At 64.4% G+C, this 17,307-nt stretch carries 20 protein-coding genes; 11 read left to right on the top strand and 9 right to left on the bottom strand.

The window, feature by feature from the left end; translation table 11 throughout:
- The first annotated feature begins 23 nt into the window (after positions 1-23).
- Positions 24-461, top strand: coding sequence for a hydroxyphenylacetyl-CoA thioesterase PaaI (gene paaI / locus K3762_RS01850; protein ID WP_067942039.1), 438 nt, complete (start codon positions 24-26; stop codon positions 459-461).
- Positions 461-1,771 carry a phenylacetate--CoA ligase PaaK gene (gene paaK / locus K3762_RS01845; protein WP_132444099.1) on the top strand — a complete coding sequence of 437 codons (1,311 nt, stop codon included), beginning with the start codon at positions 461-463 and terminating at the stop codon, positions 1,769-1,771. Before paaI ends, paaK begins: the two co-directional genes overlap by 1 nt.
- A gap of 14 nt (positions 1,772-1,785) precedes the next feature.
- Here the strand turns inward: paaK and K3762_RS01840 are convergent, their stop codons facing one another.
- Entirely contained in the window at positions 1,786-2,265 is a 480-nt protein-coding gene (locus tag K3762_RS01840) for an I78 family peptidase inhibitor (RefSeq protein ID WP_132444098.1), read from the bottom strand.
- Positions 2,266-2,420: 155 nt separating this feature from the next.
- Here K3762_RS01840 and mbfA point away from each other — a divergent pair, with 155 nt between their 5' ends.
- Genes mbfA through K3762_RS01810 form a run of 6 tightly spaced genes read left to right on the top strand, consistent with a single transcriptional unit; the run spans position 2,421 to position 7,262 of the window.
- Positions 2,421-3,395 (top strand): iron exporter MbfA, encoded by a 975-nt coding sequence (gene mbfA, locus K3762_RS01835; RefSeq protein ID WP_067622184.1) that lies wholly within the window; start codon positions 2,421-2,423, stop codon positions 3,393-3,395.
- 55 nt (positions 3,396-3,450) lie between these two features.
- A complete protein-coding gene (locus K3762_RS01830) occupies positions 3,451-4,380 on the top strand; it encodes an AEC family transporter (protein ID WP_093927832.1) in 930 nt (309 codons plus the stop codon).
- A gap of 28 nt (positions 4,381-4,408) precedes the next feature.
- On the top strand, positions 4,409-5,242 hold the full coding sequence (gene fghA / locus K3762_RS01825) for an S-formylglutathione hydrolase (RefSeq protein WP_132444097.1): 834 nt from the start codon (positions 4,409-4,411) through the stop codon (positions 5,240-5,242).
- A gap of 3 nt (positions 5,243-5,245) precedes the next feature.
- Positions 5,246-5,698 carry a YaiI/YqxD family protein gene (locus K3762_RS01820; protein WP_067622176.1) on the top strand — a complete coding sequence of 151 codons (453 nt, stop codon included), beginning with the start codon at positions 5,246-5,248 and terminating at the stop codon, positions 5,696-5,698.
- Positions 5,699-5,730: 32 nt separating this feature from the next.
- A complete protein-coding gene (locus K3762_RS01815) occupies positions 5,731-6,351 on the top strand; it encodes an HAD family phosphatase (protein WP_132444096.1) in 621 nt (206 codons plus the stop codon).
- Complete coding sequence (locus K3762_RS01810; protein WP_132444095.1) at positions 6,348-7,262, top strand: ornithine cyclodeaminase family protein; 915 nt, start codon at positions 6,348-6,350, stop codon at positions 7,260-7,262. The genes K3762_RS01815 and K3762_RS01810 overlap by 4 nt, the downstream gene beginning before the upstream one ends.
- On the opposite strand, the gene K3762_RS01805 is transcribed toward K3762_RS01810, so the two are convergent.
- Positions 7,259-8,500 (bottom strand): MFS transporter, encoded by a 1,242-nt coding sequence (locus K3762_RS01805; RefSeq protein WP_120349975.1) that lies wholly within the window; start codon positions 8,498-8,500, stop codon positions 7,259-7,261. The two genes, K3762_RS01810 and K3762_RS01805, sit on opposite strands and share 4 nt — an antisense overlap.
- Before the next feature lie 124 nt (positions 8,501-8,624).
- Between K3762_RS01805 and K3762_RS01800 the strand changes: the two genes are divergently transcribed.
- Positions 8,625-9,056, top strand: a complete 432-nt coding sequence (locus K3762_RS01800; protein WP_132444094.1) for an Lrp/AsnC family transcriptional regulator — start codon at positions 8,625-8,627, stop codon at positions 9,054-9,056.
- Position 9,057: 1 nt separating this feature from the next.
- On the opposite strand, the gene K3762_RS01795 is transcribed toward K3762_RS01800, so the two are convergent.
- Genes K3762_RS01795 through K3762_RS01780 form a run of 4 tightly spaced genes read right to left on the bottom strand, consistent with a single transcriptional unit; the run spans position 9,058 to position 12,021 of the window.
- A complete protein-coding gene (locus tag K3762_RS01795; protein ID WP_120349974.1) occupies positions 9,058-10,011 on the bottom strand; it encodes an OmpA family protein in 954 nt (317 codons plus the stop codon).
- Positions 10,008-10,577, bottom strand: a complete 570-nt coding sequence (locus tag K3762_RS01790; RefSeq protein ID WP_067939608.1) for a peroxidase-related enzyme — start codon at positions 10,575-10,577, stop codon at positions 10,008-10,010. The genes K3762_RS01795 and K3762_RS01790 overlap by 4 nt, the downstream gene beginning before the upstream one ends.
- Before the next feature lie 11 nt (positions 10,578-10,588).
- Positions 10,589-11,305, bottom strand: coding sequence for a GNAT family N-acetyltransferase (locus K3762_RS01785; protein ID WP_132444093.1), 717 nt, complete (start codon positions 11,303-11,305; stop codon positions 10,589-10,591).
- A complete protein-coding gene (locus tag K3762_RS01780; protein ID WP_120349972.1) occupies positions 11,302-12,021 on the bottom strand; it encodes a molybdopterin-binding protein in 720 nt (239 codons plus the stop codon). The genes K3762_RS01785 and K3762_RS01780 overlap by 4 nt, the downstream gene beginning before the upstream one ends.
- A gap of 48 nt (positions 12,022-12,069) precedes the next feature.
- On the opposite strand from K3762_RS01780, the gene sfsA reads away from it, so the two are divergent.
- Positions 12,070-12,777 carry a DNA/RNA nuclease SfsA gene (gene sfsA / locus K3762_RS01775; RefSeq protein ID WP_132444092.1) on the top strand — a complete coding sequence of 236 codons (708 nt, stop codon included), beginning with the start codon at positions 12,070-12,072 and terminating at the stop codon, positions 12,775-12,777.
- A gap of 51 nt (positions 12,778-12,828) precedes the next feature.
- Positions 12,829-13,659 carry a type I methionyl aminopeptidase gene (gene map / locus K3762_RS01770; RefSeq protein WP_120349970.1) on the top strand — a complete coding sequence of 277 codons (831 nt, stop codon included), beginning with the start codon at positions 12,829-12,831 and terminating at the stop codon, positions 13,657-13,659.
- A 29-nt stretch (positions 13,660-13,688) separates the two neighbouring features.
- Here map and K3762_RS01765 read toward each other — a convergent pair whose 3' ends face one another.
- Genes K3762_RS01765 through K3762_RS01755 form a run of 3 tightly spaced genes read right to left on the bottom strand, consistent with a single transcriptional unit; the run spans position 13,689 to position 17,292 of the window.
- Positions 13,689-14,765 carry a DUF1513 domain-containing protein gene (locus K3762_RS01765; protein WP_260011175.1) on the bottom strand — a complete coding sequence of 359 codons (1,077 nt, stop codon included), beginning with the start codon at positions 14,763-14,765 and terminating at the stop codon, positions 13,689-13,691.
- Positions 14,765-15,751 carry an imelysin family protein gene (locus K3762_RS01760; RefSeq protein ID WP_260011173.1) on the bottom strand — a complete coding sequence of 329 codons (987 nt, stop codon included), beginning with the start codon at positions 15,749-15,751 and terminating at the stop codon, positions 14,765-14,767. The genes K3762_RS01765 and K3762_RS01760 overlap by 1 nt, the downstream gene beginning before the upstream one ends.
- Positions 15,751-17,292 carry a di-heme oxidoredictase family protein gene (locus K3762_RS01755; protein ID WP_409202462.1) on the bottom strand — a complete coding sequence of 514 codons (1,542 nt, stop codon included), beginning with the start codon at positions 17,290-17,292 and terminating at the stop codon, positions 15,751-15,753. Before K3762_RS01755 ends, K3762_RS01760 begins: the two co-directional genes overlap by 1 nt.
- Positions 17,293-17,307 lie beyond the last annotated feature (15 nt).

Below are 17,307 nucleotides of genomic sequence, written 5' to 3'. Positions count from 1 at the left end.
ATGAAACACAAAGGCCCGATGGAATGACCCCAGAAGCCCGCGCCCGCAAATGTGCCGAGGTGATGTTCGCCCAAGATTCGGCCTCTGCCGGATTGGGCATGACCATCGACGATGTGACCCCCGGCGGCGCGGTTTTGTCGATGTCGGTGCGCCCGGACATGCTGAACGGTCACGGGATTTGCCACGGCGGATTTATCTTCACACTGGCCGACAGCGCCTTTGCCTTTGCCTGCAACAGCTACAACCAGACCACTGTCGCCCAGCAAAACCAGATCACATATCTCAGCCCCGGCCAGCCGGAGGAGCGGCTGACCGCCACCGCACGCGAAGTGTCGCGCAGCGGTAGGTCGGGCATCTATGATGTGACCGTCACGGGTGAGGATGACCGTGTCGTGGCCCTGTTTCGCGGGCTCTCCCGCAGCATCAAGGGCCAGCTATTTACCGAGGAGGAGCCGACCTGATGAAAGACCTGACCCCCGCGAAGGACACGCTCGACCCGATTGAGATCGCCAGCCGGGACGAGATCAGCGCCCTGCAATTGGACCGTCTGAAATGGTCCCTGCGCCACGCCTATGACAACGTGCCTTTCTACAAGCAAAGCTTTGACGATGCAGGCGTGCACCCCGACGATCTGAAACAGCTTTCCGATCTCTCGCGCTTTCCCTTCACCGTCAAAACCGATCTGCGCGACAATTACCCCTTTGGCATGTTCGCCGTGCCGCGCAATCAGGTGGCGCGCATTCACGCATCATCTGGCACCACCGGGCAGCCGACGGTGGTGGGCTACACCAAGGATGATCTGGCGAACTGGGGCCAAGTCGTCGCCCGTTCCCTGCGCGCGGCGGGGATGCGTCCCGGCGACATGCTGCACAACGCCTATGGCTATGGGCTGTTTACTGGCGGCTTGGGCATTCACCTTGGGGCCGATGCGCTTGGCCTGTCGACCGTGCCAATCTCGGGCGGGATGACCCCGCGCCAAGTGCGGCTGATCGAAGATTTCCAGCCCAAAGGCATCACGGTGACGCCCTCCTACGCCCTGTCGATTTTGGATGAATTCGCCAACCAAGGTATTGATCCGCGCCAATCCTCGCTAGAGGTGGGCATCTTTGGGGCTGAGCCTTGGACCAATGCCATGCGGCTTGAGATCGAGCAGGCCTTCGACATGCATGCGGTCGATATCTACGGCCTCAGCGAAGTCATGGGGCCGGGCGTTTCGATGGAATGTGTGGAGACCAAGGACGGGCTGCACATCTGGGAGGATCACTTCTACCCCGAGATTATTAACCCCGAAACCGGCGCGCCGGTTGAGGACGGCGAGATGGGCGAGCTGGTGTTCACCTCCCTCACCAAACAGGCCTTTCCGATCATCCGCTACCGCACCCGCGATCTGACACGGCTGCTGGCGGGCACCGCGCGCTCCATGCGGCGGATGGAGAAGGTGACGGGCCGCAGCGACGACATGATCATCCTGCGCGGCGTCAACGTCTTCCCCACCCAGATCGAAGAAGCGCTGATGGCCACGCCGGGGCTTGCCCCGCATTTCCAGATCGAACTGTCGCGGCCCGACCGAATGGATCAGATGCGCGTGTTCTGCGAATGCGCCGATGCCAGCGTGACCCCCGACGCCCGCGCCACCGCGATCAAAGCGCTTTCGGCGCAAATCAAGCAAACCGTCGGCATCTCGGTCAAGGTCGAGGTCATGGACGTAGGCGGCGTTGCCCGGTCAGAGGGCAAAGCCGTGCGCATTCTCGACAAGCGTCCGAAGGGCTAGACCGAAAACCTAGCCTAGCCGCAGGTGACCTTGGCGATCTTCCCTTCCGCGTCCAACACGATGTTGGTGCGGTTGGGGTTGGCATCCATCGTCACCGGGTCGCCCTCGGTATAGACGCGCTTGGGCTCGGACACGATGTTTGCCGCCGCGCGGGGACGGCCAATCAGACCCCACCAACTGCCTTCTTTGCAGGATTCCGCCAGTGGCTTGGCAGGCGTGGGCGCTGTAGGCGTGCTGGAACTGCTAGAGTTACTAGACGGCTCATTCACCGCGTCGATCACCGAATTGGGCAGGGGCTTGGGCTTGGTCGTGGAGGCGCGCGCTTCTGTCCGTGCGGGGCGTGGCGCGGTCTGTGTGGGCGGTGTTGTTGTGGCCGCCGGTGGCGTAATCTGCCCCCTCGGCGCAACCGGGGCCGGAATGGGGTTTTGCACCGGCGCTGTCGCCACTTCGGCGCAGCCCGCCACCAATAGGGGTGCCAAGAAAACTAATCTCATGTTCCAAACCTCGTTATTCGCGTGGCGTCGGAGCAAGGGCCGACCATCCCGCAACAGGTAGGTCCATCACGCGCGCCGCCAAGGGCAAGGCGCTTTGCATTTGCTGGAACCCGCCGATGGCCCTACTGTGAGGGCCAGACCACGGAGCCTTCTCGATGCGATTTTCCCTCAACCGCAAACGTTTCAAAGACCTGAGCGAACAAGAGGTGCTGGCGCTGGCCATCTCCTCTGAAGAGGATGACGCGCGCATCTATCGCGACTATGCCGAAAGGCTGCGCGAGGCATACCCCGACAGCGCCGCCGTCTTTGACGGGATGGCCGAGGAGGAGAACGAACACCGCCGCCGCTTGATCGACCTGCACCGCGCCCGTTTTGGGGATGTCATCCCGCTAATCCGGCGCGAACATGTCTCGGGCTACTACGCGCGCCGCCCGGTCTGGCTGATCGAGAACCTGTCGCTAGAGCGTATCCGACAAGAGGCCGCCGCGATGGAACAGGACGCCGAGCGGTTCTACCATGCCGCCGCCGCGCGCACGTCAGACGCGGCGACACGGCAACTGCTGGGCGATCTGGCCGCTGCCGAGGCAGGCCACCACGGCAGCGCGCAGGATTTGACCGAGAAACACCTTAACACCGACAGCCGCAGCGACGAAGACAGCCGCGCGCATCGGCAGTTTTTGCTGACATGGGTCCAGCCGGGGCTGGCGGGTCTGATGGACGGGTCTGTCTCTACCCTCGCCCCCATCTTCGCCACCGCATTTGCCACCCATAACACTTGGACGACCTTCCTCGTCGGCCTTGCGGCGAGCGTCGGGGCGGGCATCTCAATGGGCTTCACCGAGGCGGCATCGGACGATGGGGAACTGTCGGGCCGCGGCTCTCCGATCAAACGCGGGGTAGCCTCGGGCGTGATGACCACGGTGGGCGGGCTGGGCCACGCGCTGCCCTACCTGATCACCGACTTCTGGACCGCAACTGTCGTGGCGATCATCGTCGTCTTTGTAGAGCTTTGGGCCATTGCGTGGATCCAGAATAAGTTCATGGAAACACCCTTCTTTCGCGCCGCGTTCCAAGTGGTGCTGGGCGGCGCATTGGTCTTTGCCGCCGGGGTGCTGATCGGCTCAGGGTAAGGCAAAGAGCCATGCCCCATTGCACCCCAAGGGCGGGCTGGCTAATGCTTGACCCATGGTCGCGATCTTCCTGAAAACCCTGCCGTTCTTTGCGCTGATCGGCCTTGGCTACTGGGCCGGGCGCACGCGGTTTTTCTCAGCCGAAGCGACGGCCTATCTCACCAAATTCGTTTTCTATTTCGCCCTCTCGGCGATGCTGTTCCGCTTTTCCGCCAATCTCTCACTGGCCGAGGTTTGGGACAGCCGCCTTGTCGCCGCCTATCTTTGGGGCACGGCGTTCGTCTATGCCATTGCCAGCCTCGTCGGCTTCCTGCGCGGGCTGGATGTGGCGACCAACGGGATCGAGGCGCAATGCGCCGTGATCGGCAACACAGGGTTTCTGGGCGTGCCGATGCTGACGCTGCTTCTGGGGCCAGAGGCGATCGGCCCCGTGCTGCTGGCGCTGACCGTCGACATGATCATCTTTTCCAGCCTCATCGTGATCCTGATCACCGGCTCCCGCGAGGGGCAGTTGCGGCTGGCGACGCTCAAGATCGTGGGACTGGGGCTGCTGAAAAACCCGATGATCGTCGCCATCACCTTGGGGTTCCTCTGGTCGGGCTTCGGCATCCCGATCCCTGTGCCGCTGAACGAATTCCTCGCCATCCTCGGCGGGGCTGCCACCCCCGGGGCGCTCTTTGCCATCGGCGCTTCGCTGGCTTCCAAATCCGCCGAGCGGATTGAGATCGCAGGCTGGCTGACCTTTTGCAAACTCGTGCTGCACCCGCTTTTCGTGGCCTTTGGTGCGCTGTTTCTTTTCGGCGTCGATCCCTACAAAGCCGGGGTCATCATCGCCGCCGCAGCACTGCCGGTGGCGGGCAATGTCTATATGCTCGCCCAACATTATGGCGTCGCCCCTCAGCGGGTCTCTGCCGCCATTCTCGTCTCAACCACTGTCAGTATCGTGACCGTCAGCCTTGTCGTAGGCTGGGTTTCGGCCCTGTGACACATTCAAGTTCGAAAGGAACGCTGCCATGAAAACCATCTCGGAAAACGCCTGTTTCGGTGGCACGCAGGGGGTTTACTCCCACAACTCCGACGCCTGCGGCTGCGACATGACCTTTGGCCTCTTCCTGCCCGCCGAAGCACAAGACGGCCCGGTGCCGGTGCTGTGGTATCTCTCGGGCCTGACCTGCACCCATGAGAACGCGATGACCAAGGCGGGCGCGCAGCTTTGGGCGGCGGAACATGGCATCGCTGTCGTCTTCCCCGATACCTCCCCGCGGGGCGAGGATGTGGCGGATGATGACGCTTACGACCTCGGCAAAGGCGCGGGGTTCTATGTGAACGCCACGCAGGAGCCTTGGGCCAAACACTACCAGATGTGGGACTATCTGGCCGAGGAACTGCCCGGCCTGATCGGTGAAAACTTCGCCCTCGATATGGAGCGCCAAGGCATCACCGGGCATTCGATGGGCGGCCACGGCGCGCTGACGCTGGCAATGAACCTGCCGGGGCGGTTCCTCTCGGTATCGGCCTTTGCGCCGATCACCCACCCTACGTCGAGCGATTGGGGCAAGAAGCAACTCAGCGCCTATCTGGGGTCGGATGAAAGCACTTGGACGAAACACGACAGCACCCTGCTGATGCGCGAAAAGGGTTTCGACGGGCCGATCCTGATCGACCAAGGCGGCAGCGACCAGTTCCTCGACCTGCTGAAACCCGAAGCATTGGCCGAGGCCATGGCCGCCAAACGCCAGCAAGGCAGCTTCCGTATGCAGCCGGGTTATGACCACAGCTATTTCTTCGTGGCGAGTTTTATGGAAGATCACGTCGCCTTCCACGCCGACGCGCTCTATGCGGGTTAAGCCATGACCGCGCTCTACATCGACGCCGACGCCTGCCCCGTCAAAGCCGAGGCCGAGCGGGTGGCGACCCGCCATAAGGTCAAGATGTTCCTCGTCTCGAACGGGGGCCTGCGCATGTCGCAGAACCCACTGGTCGAGGTGGTGATCGTGCCTGACGGGCCCGACATCGCCGACATGTGGATCGCTGACCGCTGCGGCAAAGGCGATGTGGTGGTCACGGGGGATATCCCGCTGGCCGCGAAATGCGTCGAAGCCGGGGCAAGGGTGCTGAAACATAACGGCGAGGCCCTCACGCAGGCCAACATCGGCAACGTTCTGGCAACCCGCGATCTGATGACCGACCTGCGCGCCGCCGACCCCTTTCGCCAAGGCGGCGGCAAGGGGTTTACAAAGGCCGACCGCTCCCGCTTCCTAGAGGCATTGGAGCGGGAATTGCGCGCGGCAGCGCGGGGTTAGCCCCGCGTTAAGGAATTGATAGGGCAAGTGATATGACACCTCAGGCGGTCGTTTTCGACATCGGCAACGTATTGATCGAATGGCAACCCGAACGCTTTTACGACAGCGTCATCGGCGCAGATCGCCGCCGCGCCATGTTCGATGCCGTCGATCTGCACGGCATGAACGACCGCGTCGACAGCGGCGAAAACTTCCGCGACACGATCTATGCCATGGCCGAGGCGACGCCCGAGTGGGGCGACGAAATCCGCCTCTGGCATGACCGCTGGATCGACATGGCCGCGCCGGTGATCGACCACTCCCTGCGGCTGATGAAGGCGCTTCAGGCGCGCGGCGTGCCGGTCTTCTCGCTCACCAACTTTGGCATCCAAAGCTATGATCTTGCCGCCACGCACTACCCTTTCCTGCGCGAGTTCGACCGCGATTTCATCTCGGGCCACCTGGGCATGATCAAACCGGTGCCATCGATTTATGAGGCCGTGGAGCAGGGCAGCGGCCTGCCGCCCGAAGCGCTGCTCTTTACCGACGACCGCGCCGACAACATCGCCGCCGCCGCCGCGCGCGGCTGGCAGACGCATCATTTCACCGGGCCGCAGGGCTGGGCCGACCGTCTTGTCGCCGCTGGGCTGCTGAGCCGGGAGGAGGCCGCATGACCGACATCCCCAACATCTCCTTCGACGAAGGCGAAGCGCTGCTGGATTGGATCGCCCTGACCGACGCGCTGGCCACGGGCCATGACCTGCCCAAGGCCGAGATTGGCGACACTTTCCTCTATCGCGGCAAGGACACGCTGCTCAGCCGCGCGGCGTGGATCAACGGGCTGGGCATCGCGGTGAAATCCGCCACGATCTTCCCCGGCAATCCCGACCGCGAGGTACCGATGGTCAACGGCGGCGTGTCCCTCTTTGATGACGAAACCGGCACGCTCGCCGCGATCGTGGATTTCCACCTCGTCACCAAATGGAAAACCGCTGGTGACAGCCTGCTGGCCGCGCGGCGGCTGGCGCGACCCGACAGCGAGAACATCCTGATCGTCGGCGCGGGCACCCAAGGCCGCGCCCTGCACGCCGCCTATTCCGCCGCCTTCCCGCAGGCGCGTTTCACGGTCTGGAACCGTACCGCGAAGAACGCCGAGGCGATGGCCGCGGAGCTTAAGATCAACGTGGCGACCGATTTGGAGCAGGCGGTGCGCGCCGCCGATATCGTCACCTCCGCCACCATGTCGACCGACCCGCTGATCAAGGGCGATTGGCTGCAACCCGGCCAGCATATCGACCTCATCGGTGCCTACCGCCCCGACATGCGTGAGGTGGACGACACGGCGCTGTTGCGGTCGCGGGTCTTTGTCGACAGCTTCGACACCACGATCGGCCATATCGGCGAAATCAACATTCCGCTTGAGGCAGGCACCCTCACCCGCGACCATCTGATCGCGGATTACTACGACCTTGAGGTCTTCACCCGCCAAAGCGACGATGAAATTACCCTGTTCAAGAACGGCGGCGGCGCGCATTTGGACCTGATGACCGCGCGCCATATCCTTGAGCGTTGGCGGGCGCGTTAAGCGGTCACCAGCCCCTCCAACCGTTTCTCGCGGATCGGCAGATGGACCACGGCGCTGAACGCCCCCACGGCCACGCCGACCCACCAAACGCCGGTATAGCTGCCATAGATGTCATACATCCGCCCACCCAGCCAAACGCCAAGGAAGCTGCCCAACTGGTGGCTGAAAAAAACGATCCCATAAAGCGTGCCCATATAGCGCAGCCCGTAGATATGCGCGACAAGGCCCGAGGTCAGCGGCACCGTCGCCAGCCACAGCGCGCCCATACCGACGGAGAATAGGATCACCGTCACCGGGGTGATCGGGAACATGATAAAGGCCGCTGCGATCACCGTGCGCCCAACGTAAATCCCCGCCAGCAGGTACTTTTTGGAATAACGCTTGCCCGCCCAGCCCGCCAGCAAGGTGCCCGCGATATTGGCGAGCCCGATGAGCGAGATCGCCACTGCGCCAAGCGCCGAGGTGGTGGTAATGCCGATGTTATGCAGCACACCTCCGGCCAAAATCGGGCCGCACATCTCGGTCACAAAGGCCGGGAAATGCGCGGTGATAAAGGCGAGTTGATACCCGCAGGAGAAGAAGCCCAGAAAGATCAGCGTATAGGACGGATCGCGGAAGGCTTTGCCAAGGATCTGACCCATCGACTCCTCAAGCTCGGCCCGGCTGGCCATCGCAGGCGCGCGCATCATCGGCAGGGTCAGCAACATCGCAAGGATCACGCCCGCGAAGCAGACAAAGGTCATCTGCCACGACATGAAGCTTAGCATCCACTCTGCCACCGGCGCGCCAAAGACCTGCCCCGCACTGCCCGCCGCCGTGGCGATGGCCAGCGACATGGAGCGGTTCTCGTCCGACGCGGCGCGGCCCACCACGGCCAAGATCACGCCAAAGCCCGTGCCCGCGATGCCAAACCCCACCAGCCAAGCATAGGTCTGATGCTCTATCGGAGTGGCGGAATTGGCCGACAAAAGCAGCCCCACCGCATAGACCACCGCGCCGATGATGATCGCCTTTCGGTCGCCGATCTTTTCGGCCAACGCGCCAAAGATCGGCTGCCCGATGCCCCAGGCGAGGTTCTGGATCGCGATGGCGAGGGAAAACTCGCTGCGCGCCCATGCGAATTCTTCGGCAATCGGAATCTGGAAGACACCGAAAGAGGCCCGCACGGCGAAGCTGACCATGATGATGATACAACCGACCATCAGGACCGGTGTGAACAGGGGCGCGCGGCTTTGCATGGAGGAAATCCTTTCCGCGGCAGATTATGGGTTTCCCCGCCGCCGTCAATTGCGCATCCCCAAAGACTGGCCAGCCTGCCCGCGCTGCCGTAAACCCTATTCAACAAAGCAAACGGGATCCCCCATGGACGAGATCGACAACAAGATCATCGCAGAACTGCGGCGCGACGCACGCATGTCCTATTCCGCGCTGGCCGCCTCCACGGGCCTGTCGCGTGTGACGGTCCGCGCGCGGGTCGAACGTCTGGTCAGTTCCGGCGCGATCTTGGGCTTTACGCTGATCCTGAAAGAAGACATGCGCCACAGCCCGATCCGGGGCCATACGCTCTTGGCCATCGAAGGGGCGGGCACCGACCGGATCAAGCGTATCCTCGCGGGCATGCCCGCCGTGCAGGCGATCCATGCGACCAATGGCAAATGGGATTTGATTGTCGAGACGGGGACCGAAACCGTCGAAGAGTTGGACAGCGTGCTGGGCCAAATCCGCCGCATTCAGGGGGTGAGTTCCAGCGAGACGAACCTGCTGCTGGCCACCCAGATGACGGTCACGAAATAGCCTACTCGGCAGAGAGCACCACCACCTCAACCCGGCGGTTCTGCTCGCGGCCCGCTTCGGTTAGGTTGCTGGCCCGCGGCGCGAGATAGCCGGCACCCTGCGCCTCGACCCGGCCGGGGGCTACGTCATAGCTCTGCACCAATCGGTCCCGCACCGCCTCGGCCCGTCTGCGCGACAGGGCGGTGTTGGCATCCAGACTGCCCACCGCGTCGGTATGTCCCACCAGCGCCACGCGCAGATCCGGCTCGGCCTTGAGCAACTCGGCAAGCCGCTCAAGTGTGGCAAAGGGGCCGGGGCCAAGCGCGGAGGTGCCGGTCTCGAACTCCAGCCGGTTGAGGACCAGATGGCCGTCGACCTTCAGGGTTTCTGCGAAATCGCCCGTCGCAGTGGCAAGCGGCACCTCGGCAGTCGCCTCTGGCGTGATGGGGGTGCTTTCCCCTTCGGGCGCGTCGCCGCTGCGGGCTTGGATGATCTGCACATAGGCCGAGGTCGCCGCCGTGCTGGCAAGGATGCTGATCGCCTCGGTCGGCGTTCCGTCCTCGCCCCGGCGCAGGGCGGTGATGAAGTGGAAAGCCCGCAGGTTCACATACATGTTCGGCCCCGGCAGCACCTCCACCGCAAAGCGAAAATCAAAGCCGCCGCATTCCCGCGCAGCACAGTCGAGCACGACGTCAAAGCCCGCCTCGCCCAGCTGCCGCCGCAGCGGGCGCATCACCTGCAAGGCGGTCAGCCCCGGCGTGTCCATCCGCCACGCAGCGCGGCGCACGCTGCCATCCACATTGACCCGCGCCACCTGCCCTTCGGCATAGACACCCACGGGCGCGGCATAGCGGTCCGGCGCGGTGTTACGCTCTGCCGTCAGGCGCGCGGTGCTGGGCAGCGCCAATTCAAGCGCCGCCGCGGGAGCCGCCAGCAGCACCCCGAGCAGAGCCGCAGCAACCCGCGCCCGGCTCATCGCGCCTGCGCGTGGTAATCGTCGTTCGGGCGCATGTCGGTGGCACTGGCCACCCGGTTGGTCATGTTGAAGAACCCGGCCACACTGGCGATGTCAAAGATATCCCGGTCAGTGAAACCCGCATCGCGCAGCGCCTGACGGTCGGCCTCCTCGACCTTGGCGCTGGCCTCGGTCAGCTTTACCGCGAAATCCAGCATGGCCCGTTGTTTGGCCGTAATCTTGGCCACGCGGTAGTTCATCACCAGCGCCTCGCCCAATTGCGGATCGCCCGACATTTCGCGTACTGCAGCCCCATGGGCCACAAGGCAGTAGTAGCATTTGTTGACCGAGGACACCGCCACCGCGATCATCTCACGCTCAAGCTTGCTGAGCGCGCTATCGCCCAGCATCAGATCGTTATACATGCCCGCAAAAGCGTTCAGCTTGTCGATGTCAAAGGCATAGGCCCGCAGAACATTCGGCACCATCCCGAGCTTTTCCTGACAGATGTCGAAATACTTCTGCGTCGCTTCGGGCAGCGGATCGACCATCGGCAGATCAAGGGCGGTGGGCATGTCGTTGGCCATGGTCTTATCCTTCACTCGGTGTTTTGACGGTAATGATAGTGCCCGACCGGGGCAAAGCCCAGTTTGGCGTAAAGCGCCTGCGCGCGGGCATTCGTATCCACGCAGAGCACCGAAAGCCGCTTAGCCCCTTGGGCCTGCCCCCAATGGGCGGCGGCGCGCATGATCCAAGTGGCCACACCTTGGCGCTGTTGATGCGGCAGCACTTCGACGGCGTGCACCATGCAGATGTCCTCGTGCACCCCGGCAAAGGCCACGCCCGCCGGTTTCTCGTTCCAGCGCGCAAGGATGCCTGTTTTGGTCGCCGCGCGGTCCATCACGGCAAGACGCGCAGGGCCGACCCCTCCGGCGGCCCAGACCTCGGCCATGATCGCCAGCGGCTCCCAGATGCAAAAGGCGGTGACCGGGGGCATCGGCACATCTGTCAGCCGGGTAATCGGCGCGCTCAGCACCGTGACCGGATCGACCACGCCGTAGCCCCGCGCGGCCAGCAGCGCGTCGAGATCATCTTCGCCCGCACGCAACATGAAAAGCGGGCGCTGCTCCATCTTGCGCATCGCCGCTTCGGCGGTCGGAATGTCGGCGTCGGTTATCGCCCCACGCGCTGTCGCCGCCGAGACCCGTTTCCCGCCGCCCTGCCCTTCGCGCAGGGTCCATGGCCCGTGATCAAACCGCCGCGCGGCGGGCCATGTCGCGTCACCCGCGTCGAAAAACGCCTGCGCCTCGCTCATGCGAAGGCGGCCTTGAGCTTGACCATCGCCGCTTCGACCATCCCCGGATCGCTGCCGCGGATCACCACATGCGCCCCAAAGATGCCGTCTTTCTGAAACGGGTAGCTGCCCATCGACAAATGCGGATATTCCTCAGCCAGCGCGCCCAGTGGTCCGGCGATATCGCCCTCGCCCCGGTCGATGCGCAGCGTCTCACTGATCAGGGGTTGGCCGCCTGTGAGCCCCGGCAGGACGCTGGCAACCATCGCCTGAAAGACCGTCGGCACCCCGGCCATGACATGCACGTTCTCAACCACAAAGCCCGGTGCGGCAGAGACCGGGTTTTCGATCAGCGCGGCGCCCTCGGGAATGCGCGCCATGCGCAGGCGGGCGTCGTTCATCTGGGTGCCCGCGCGGGCGTAGTGTTCGGCCAAAATCTCGCGCGCATCGTCGCGCACGTCGATATCACGGTTAAAGGCGGCGGCGATGCAATCGGCGGTAATGTCATCATGCGTGGGCCCGATGCCGCCCGAGGTAAACACATGGGCATAGGCACCTGAGAGCGCCTGCACGGCGGCGATGATCGCGCCATGATCGTCCGACACCACGCGCACCTCCTTGAGGTCGATCCCCACTTTCGTCAACTCCCCCGCAAGGTGATGCATATTGCTGTCGCGGGTCCGGCCCGAAAGGATTTCGTCGCCGATGACGATCATCGCGGCGGTGGGGTTTGACATGGGGGCGGCTCCTTGAGGATGGCGTCCCTTCGGTATAGGCCGCGCCTCATGCGCTTTCAAACCCAACTTGTCCCCGCCCGGCTGATCCGCCGCTACAAACGCTTTCTGGCCGATTGCACGCTTGAGGAAACGGGCGAGGAAGTGATCGCCCATTGCGCCAACCCCGGCTCGATGATGGGGCTGGCGGAACCGGGCAGCCGGATTTGGCTCGAGCCGAACGACGATCCGAAGAAAAAGCTGAACTACGGCTGGCGGCTAGTTGATCATGAAAATGGCCATTTCACCGGGGTCGACACCGCCCTGCCCAACCGCGCGATGAAAGCGGCGCTGGTCGCGGGTGAGGTGATGCCACTGGCCGCCTATGCCGAGGTACGACCGGAGGTGAAATACGGCGAAAACTCCCGCATCGACTTTCTGCTGCGCGGTGATGGCCTGCCCGATGCCTATGTCGAGGTGAAATCGGTCACCCTCTCACGCGAAACGGGTCTGGCCGAATTCCCCGACAGCGTCACCACACGCGGGGCGAAACATCTGGGCGAACTGGCGCGGATGGCGCAGGCCGGGCACCGCGCCGTGCTGCTGTATCTGGTGCAGCGCACCGATTGCACGCAGATGACCCTCGCCGCCGATATCGACCCGACCTATGCCGCCGCGTCCCAAGCCGCGCGGGCGGCGGGGCTGGAAATCTACGCCATCGGCACTCATATCACGCCCCAAGCCGTCACACTGGCGCAACCGATCCCCTTTACGGGCTGAGCTGCACTGGCCCTTGCCGGAAAGCCACGCTAAATAGGAGCGAACAAAAGGATGGAGAGAGCGGTGAACAACGCACACCGAGGCCGCCAGACACGCGACGGCATTCGCATTTACGAGCCTTCGGATCACGCCGGGATGCAAGCGGCGGGCCGTCTGGCCGCCACGATCCTCGACGAGATCGCAGAGCATGTCTTCCCCGGTCAGACCACCGGAGAGCTTGACCGCCTGATCGAAGAGAAGGTCAACGCCGCCGGCGCGAAATCCGCGACGATCGGCTACAAAGGCTATCAGCACGCCAGCTGCATCTCGGTGAACCATGTGGTCTGCCACGGGATCCCCAGCGACAAGAAGCTGAAAGACGGCGACATCCTGAACATCGACGTGACCGTGATCGTCGATGGCTGGTTCGGCGACACCAGCCGCATGTATGTGGCGGGCAAGCTTTCGCGCAAGGCCGAGCGGTTGATCAACGTGACCCACGACAGCCTGATGCACGGGATCGAGGCGGTGAAGCCGGGCAATACCTTTGGCGACATCGGCCATGCCATCCAGACATTTGTCGAAGGCCACCGCATGTCCGTCGTGACGGATTTCTGCGGTCACGGTCTGGGGCAGGTCTTTCACGCGCCGCCCAACGTGCTGCACTATGGCCGTCCGGGCACCGGTGCTGTGCTAGAGCCGGGCATGTTCTTTACCATTGAGCCGATGGTGAACCTTGGCCGGGCCGAGACCAAGACACTCGCCGACGATTGGACCGCGGTGACCCGCGACAAATCCCTGTCGGCGCAGTTTGAGCATTCGGTCGGCGTGACCGAAGACGGGGTTGAGATCTTTACCCTCTCGCCCGGCGGGCTGTTCCACCCGACGTATAAGACCGACTAAAACCCGGTGGGGGCAGTGCCCCCGCCCGCCTATCCGTCGATGGCAACCAGATGGTTGTCCCAGGCCCGCGCGGCGGTAGTGAGCCGCGACAGCGCCGCCTCTTGCAGCGACAGGATACCGCCCAGCCCATCCGTGGCGACGAAACCGCCCCGCCCCGGCGCCAACCCGCAGACATCGGCACGGCGGTGACTGGCAATGAAACCACCCTCACTATCAAACAGATGCAGTCGCCCGCCGCGCGGTGACGTGATCCCGACCGCCCCGCCATCTGCCGCGAATGCCACGCTGCCCGCGTAGCCCTGCATCGCGATTTGCTCGGCCAGATCGGCCTCGGCCAATACCGGGTTTTGCCCGCGCCGGTGGAGGCCCAACAACGGCACGGCGTCGTTCGGCTCCCCCTGCCATTGCATCGCAAAGGCCACCTGCCCGTCCGGCGCCAAGGCCAGATGACGGATCGAATTCATGCGCAGATCGTCGGGCAATGTGACCTGCTCCAAAACCTCGCCCGAGAGGCTGACATAAGACAGATTGGGCCGCATATCGTCGATGTTCAGCTTCTCCCGGCCGCTGTCGGGATGGGTGCGGATGCCGCCATTGGCCACCACCAGCACATCCTCGGCCAAGCGGCGGATTTCATGCGGGCCGACCCCGCCTGAGGCGATCTCTCCGATCCGGGCATAGCCCTCGGCACGGGACCACAGGCCGATGCGCCCTTCGCCCGTGTCGATCTCATTCTCGCTGGTGGCGAGGATGGCCCCGCCCTGCAAAAACGCCCCATGTCCGTAGAAATGCCGCCCCTCCGGCGCGTCGAGGCGGTGGGCGACACGGCCCTTCACGCAGTCGATCACCAGTGCAAACCGCCCCGGGCGGCGGGCAAAGGCCACGGCCTCGGGCGCCGTGGGATGCGCGGCGGCGGCATGGCCCCGGTCGGGCAACGGAATCCGGAAAATGTCGTGGCCCGTCCCGTCCAGCCCGAAAAGCGCATAGGCCCCCGAAGGGGCACGCGCGGCGGCAAGGTAGGCAGGGCTGCCAGCGGCGGCCCAACCCATCGCCGGCAAGCTCGACGCGGCGGCGAGACCCGCAAGGAAGTGGCGGCGCGAGGGCATCAATCGCCGTCCGCCGAGTTGAACCCGACGGAAACGCCAAGCGCCGGGGCGATCTCAGCGCTCACGGCCTCGGCAATGGCCCGCACATCATTTTGCAGCGCCTCGACCCGGATACGGCTTATCGGGTCGGCCACCCCGGCAAAGACGGGGTCCTCCAACACGCGCGCGGCGCTCAAGGCGCGGTCGAATGCGGCGTCGGTTTTGGGGGTAGCGGCGTCCGACAGCGTGTCGGCTAGACCCTGCAATGCTTCGAGTGACAACACCACATTGCGCAGGCTGCGGCCCGAACGGCGCGCCTCGGCCACCTGCGGCTTCGGCGCATCAAAACTGCCCATCGGGCGGCCTAGACGTTGGTCCGCGACAAATTCGAGCCCGGTTGCCAAAGCCGTGTAAAGCGCCTGCGATGCCTCGCGCGGGCTGAGGAAACGGTCATTGCCCGCCTCCCCGGCGCTGCGGAGCGCGGCGGCGAAATCCTCTCGCCAAGCGGTGTCGACCTCGCGGCCCAAATTGGCCAGGTCGGCCGCCATCGCGCGGGCCAATGCGCAGCTATAGCTCTCGGCCCCGTAGCCTGCGAAGTCATCGTCATAAAGCAGCCGTTCCAGCGCAAAGAGCCCCCGCGCGGCGATGGAGACTTCGGCGTAATCCCCGCTTGTCGCGATCGGGTCTTCTTCGGCCACCAGTCGCGCCACGCTGCGCCCTACCATGCCGCGCGTGTCGGGCCAAAAGGCGATGGCCAGCCCGCGCCCGTCCTCCTCTAACGGTCCAAGGGTCAGATGCGCGATGCCCATCCATGCGTCGAACGCCTCCTGATAGGCCGGGCGCAGGGCCGTGTCGGTGCAATTGGCCTGCGCTGCAGCGTCGAGCGCCGCAGTGGCAGAGGCGAAACGGGCGGTGCCGGGCAGCGCGTGGTCTTGGATCACCTCCTCCACCCCGGCGAGGGCGGGGGCGGCGGTCAGAAGGAATGTGGCGGTAAGCAGGCTGCGCATCAGAGGCTCTCCAGATAGCGGATCAGGGCGTCACGGTCGGCTTTGGGCATCTCCACCACGGCATCACGGGCGGGCTGGGCTTCGCCGCCGTGCCAGAGCACCGCTTCGAGCAGCGACCGCGCGCGCCCGTCGTGCAGGAATTGGGTATGGCCGTTGACCTGCTCGGTCAAGCCGATGCCCCAGAGCGGCGCGGTGCGCCATTCGCGCCCATTCGCGCGGCCCTCGGGACGGTTGTCGGCCAGCCCTTCGCCCATGTCATGGAGCAAAAGATCGGTCATCGGCCAGATCAGCTGAAAGCTTTGCTCGGGCTGATCCTCCAGTCGTTCGGTCACGAATTTCGGCTGGTGACAGGAGGTGCAGCCGACCTCATGGAACACCGCCTTGCCGCGCAGCACCTCAGGTGCGCCGACATCGCGGCGGGCCGGCACGGCAAGGTTGCGGCTGTAGAAGGTCACCAGATCCAGCCCTTCGGCGTCGATCTCTGCCCCGCGCGCGTCACCATCCCCATGCGGAGCATCGCGGCAGGCTGTCTGCTCGGTGGTGCAATCGCCCCATGCCGCATCGAAGATGGGGGAGGAAATGCCGATGTCCCCCGCAAAGGCGCTGGCGGATTGTTCGCGGATCGTCGGTGCGCCGGATTTCCAGCCGAAACGGCCCAACATCGGGCGCGCGTGCTCAAAGGACCAGACGATCTGCGCCCGACCAGAGATGCCATCGCCGTCGGCGTCTTCGGGGTCCGCGAGGGCCAAGATATCTGCGACTGGGATCGCTTCGAGCAGGCCCAAACCGATCATCGGCGGGGCTACACGGGGGCTGAGCATCGCGCCCTCGGCCAAGGGGCCATACCCGAGGTCTTCGGCACTGTAGGTCGGGCGGCGCAGGCTGGCGATCTCTCCCTCGGAGAGCGCGACCTCCACCTCTTCATAGCGCAGGCCCAGCCGGTATTCCGCCGGATGCCCCGCCACCCCGAAATCCTGCAATTGCCCGCCATAGACCGGATCGGGCCGCGTGCGCGGGGTGGTATCGCCCACCGAAAGCAGGAACGCCTCGATCTCGCTCATTGCCTCTTCGGGGGCGGTGGGGACCGAGATGCGCAGAAACATCGACACCGCGTCATCCTCCGGCCCCTCGGGGGGATGGCCGCGCCCGTCTTTCAGGTGGCAGCGTTGGCAAGAGCGCGCGTTAAAGAGCGGCCCCAGCCCGTCAGAGGCCAGCGTCGAAGACGGCGACGACACCCAGAGCTTTTTGAACAGCCCATTGCCGACCTTGAAATCCAACTCACGCTCAAAGGGAATGTTGCCCGAGGGCAGCGAGAACGCATCGGCATTGCCGCGCGGGCGGACCGTGGCGGCGCCTGCAGGATTAATCTCAAACGGCTCGGGCTTATCAAACTCTTTCGCGGGGGCGATGACCTTGGCGATCCGGGCGGTCTCTTCTGCGGTGCGGGGGATCACCTTGAGATGCGGTTCCTCCAGTGCTTGCGGGGCGGCGGCGGCCATGCTCGCGGCGGCCGCCGTGAGCATCGGAATGAGGAATCGCATGGGGAATGCCTTGGA

The sequence above is a fragment of the Sulfitobacter sp. W074 genome (genome assembly GCF_025142275.1).
Lineage (GTDB): Bacteria > Pseudomonadota > Alphaproteobacteria > Rhodobacterales > Rhodobacteraceae > Sulfitobacter > Sulfitobacter profundi.
The sequence above is the reverse complement of the archived record's forward strand: the minus strand, read 5'-3'. Positions and strand labels throughout refer to the sequence as shown.

Bases quoted from the DNA above. Each gene is read 5' to 3' on its own strand.
- paaI (WP_067942039.1), top strand. From the start codon at position 24: ATGACCCCAGAAGCCCGCGCCCGCAAATGTGCCGAGGTGATGTTCGCC.
- paaK (WP_132444099.1), top strand. From the start codon at position 461: ATGAAAGACCTGACCCCCGCGAAGGACACGCTCGACCCGATTGAGATC.
- K3762_RS01840 (WP_132444098.1), bottom strand. From the start codon at position 2,265: ATGAGATTAGTTTTCTTGGCACCCCTATTGGTGGCGGGCTGCGCCGAA.
- mbfA (WP_067622184.1), top strand. From the start codon at position 2,421: ATGCGATTTTCCCTCAACCGCAAACGTTTCAAAGACCTGAGCGAACAA.
- K3762_RS01830 (WP_093927832.1), top strand. From the start codon at position 3,451: ATGGTCGCGATCTTCCTGAAAACCCTGCCGTTCTTTGCGCTGATCGGC.
- fghA (WP_132444097.1), top strand. From the start codon at position 4,409: ATGAAAACCATCTCGGAAAACGCCTGTTTCGGTGGCACGCAGGGGGTT.
- K3762_RS01820 (WP_067622176.1), top strand. From the start codon at position 5,246: ATGACCGCGCTCTACATCGACGCCGACGCCTGCCCCGTCAAAGCCGAG.
- K3762_RS01815 (WP_132444096.1), top strand. From the start codon at position 5,731: ATGACACCTCAGGCGGTCGTTTTCGACATCGGCAACGTATTGATCGAA.
- K3762_RS01810 (WP_132444095.1), top strand. From the start codon at position 6,348: ATGACCGACATCCCCAACATCTCCTTCGACGAAGGCGAAGCGCTGCTG.
- K3762_RS01805 (WP_120349975.1), bottom strand. From the start codon at position 8,500: ATGCAAAGCCGCGCGCCCCTGTTCACACCGGTCCTGATGGTCGGTTGT.
- K3762_RS01800 (WP_132444094.1), top strand. From the start codon at position 8,625: ATGGACGAGATCGACAACAAGATCATCGCAGAACTGCGGCGCGACGCA.
- K3762_RS01795 (WP_120349974.1), bottom strand. From the start codon at position 10,011: ATGAGCCGGGCGCGGGTTGCTGCGGCTCTGCTCGGGGTGCTGCTGGCG.
- K3762_RS01790 (WP_067939608.1), bottom strand. From the start codon at position 10,577: ATGGCCAACGACATGCCCACCGCCCTTGATCTGCCGATGGTCGATCCG.
- K3762_RS01785 (WP_132444093.1), bottom strand. From the start codon at position 11,305: ATGAGCGAGGCGCAGGCGTTTTTCGACGCGGGTGACGCGACATGGCCC.
- K3762_RS01780 (WP_120349972.1), bottom strand. From the start codon at position 12,021: ATGTCAAACCCCACCGCCGCGATGATCGTCATCGGCGACGAAATCCTT.
- sfsA (WP_132444092.1), top strand. From the start codon at position 12,070: ATGCGCTTTCAAACCCAACTTGTCCCCGCCCGGCTGATCCGCCGCTAC.
- map (WP_120349970.1), top strand. From the start codon at position 12,829: ATGGAGAGAGCGGTGAACAACGCACACCGAGGCCGCCAGACACGCGAC.
- K3762_RS01765 (WP_260011175.1), bottom strand. From the start codon at position 14,765: ATGCCCTCGCGCCGCCACTTCCTTGCGGGTCTCGCCGCCGCGTCGAGC.
- K3762_RS01760 (WP_260011173.1), bottom strand. From the start codon at position 15,751: ATGCGCAGCCTGCTTACCGCCACATTCCTTCTGACCGCCGCCCCCGCC.
- K3762_RS01755 (WP_409202462.1), bottom strand. From the start codon at position 17,292: ATGCGATTCCTCATTCCGATGCTCACGGCGGCCGCCGCGAGCATGGCC.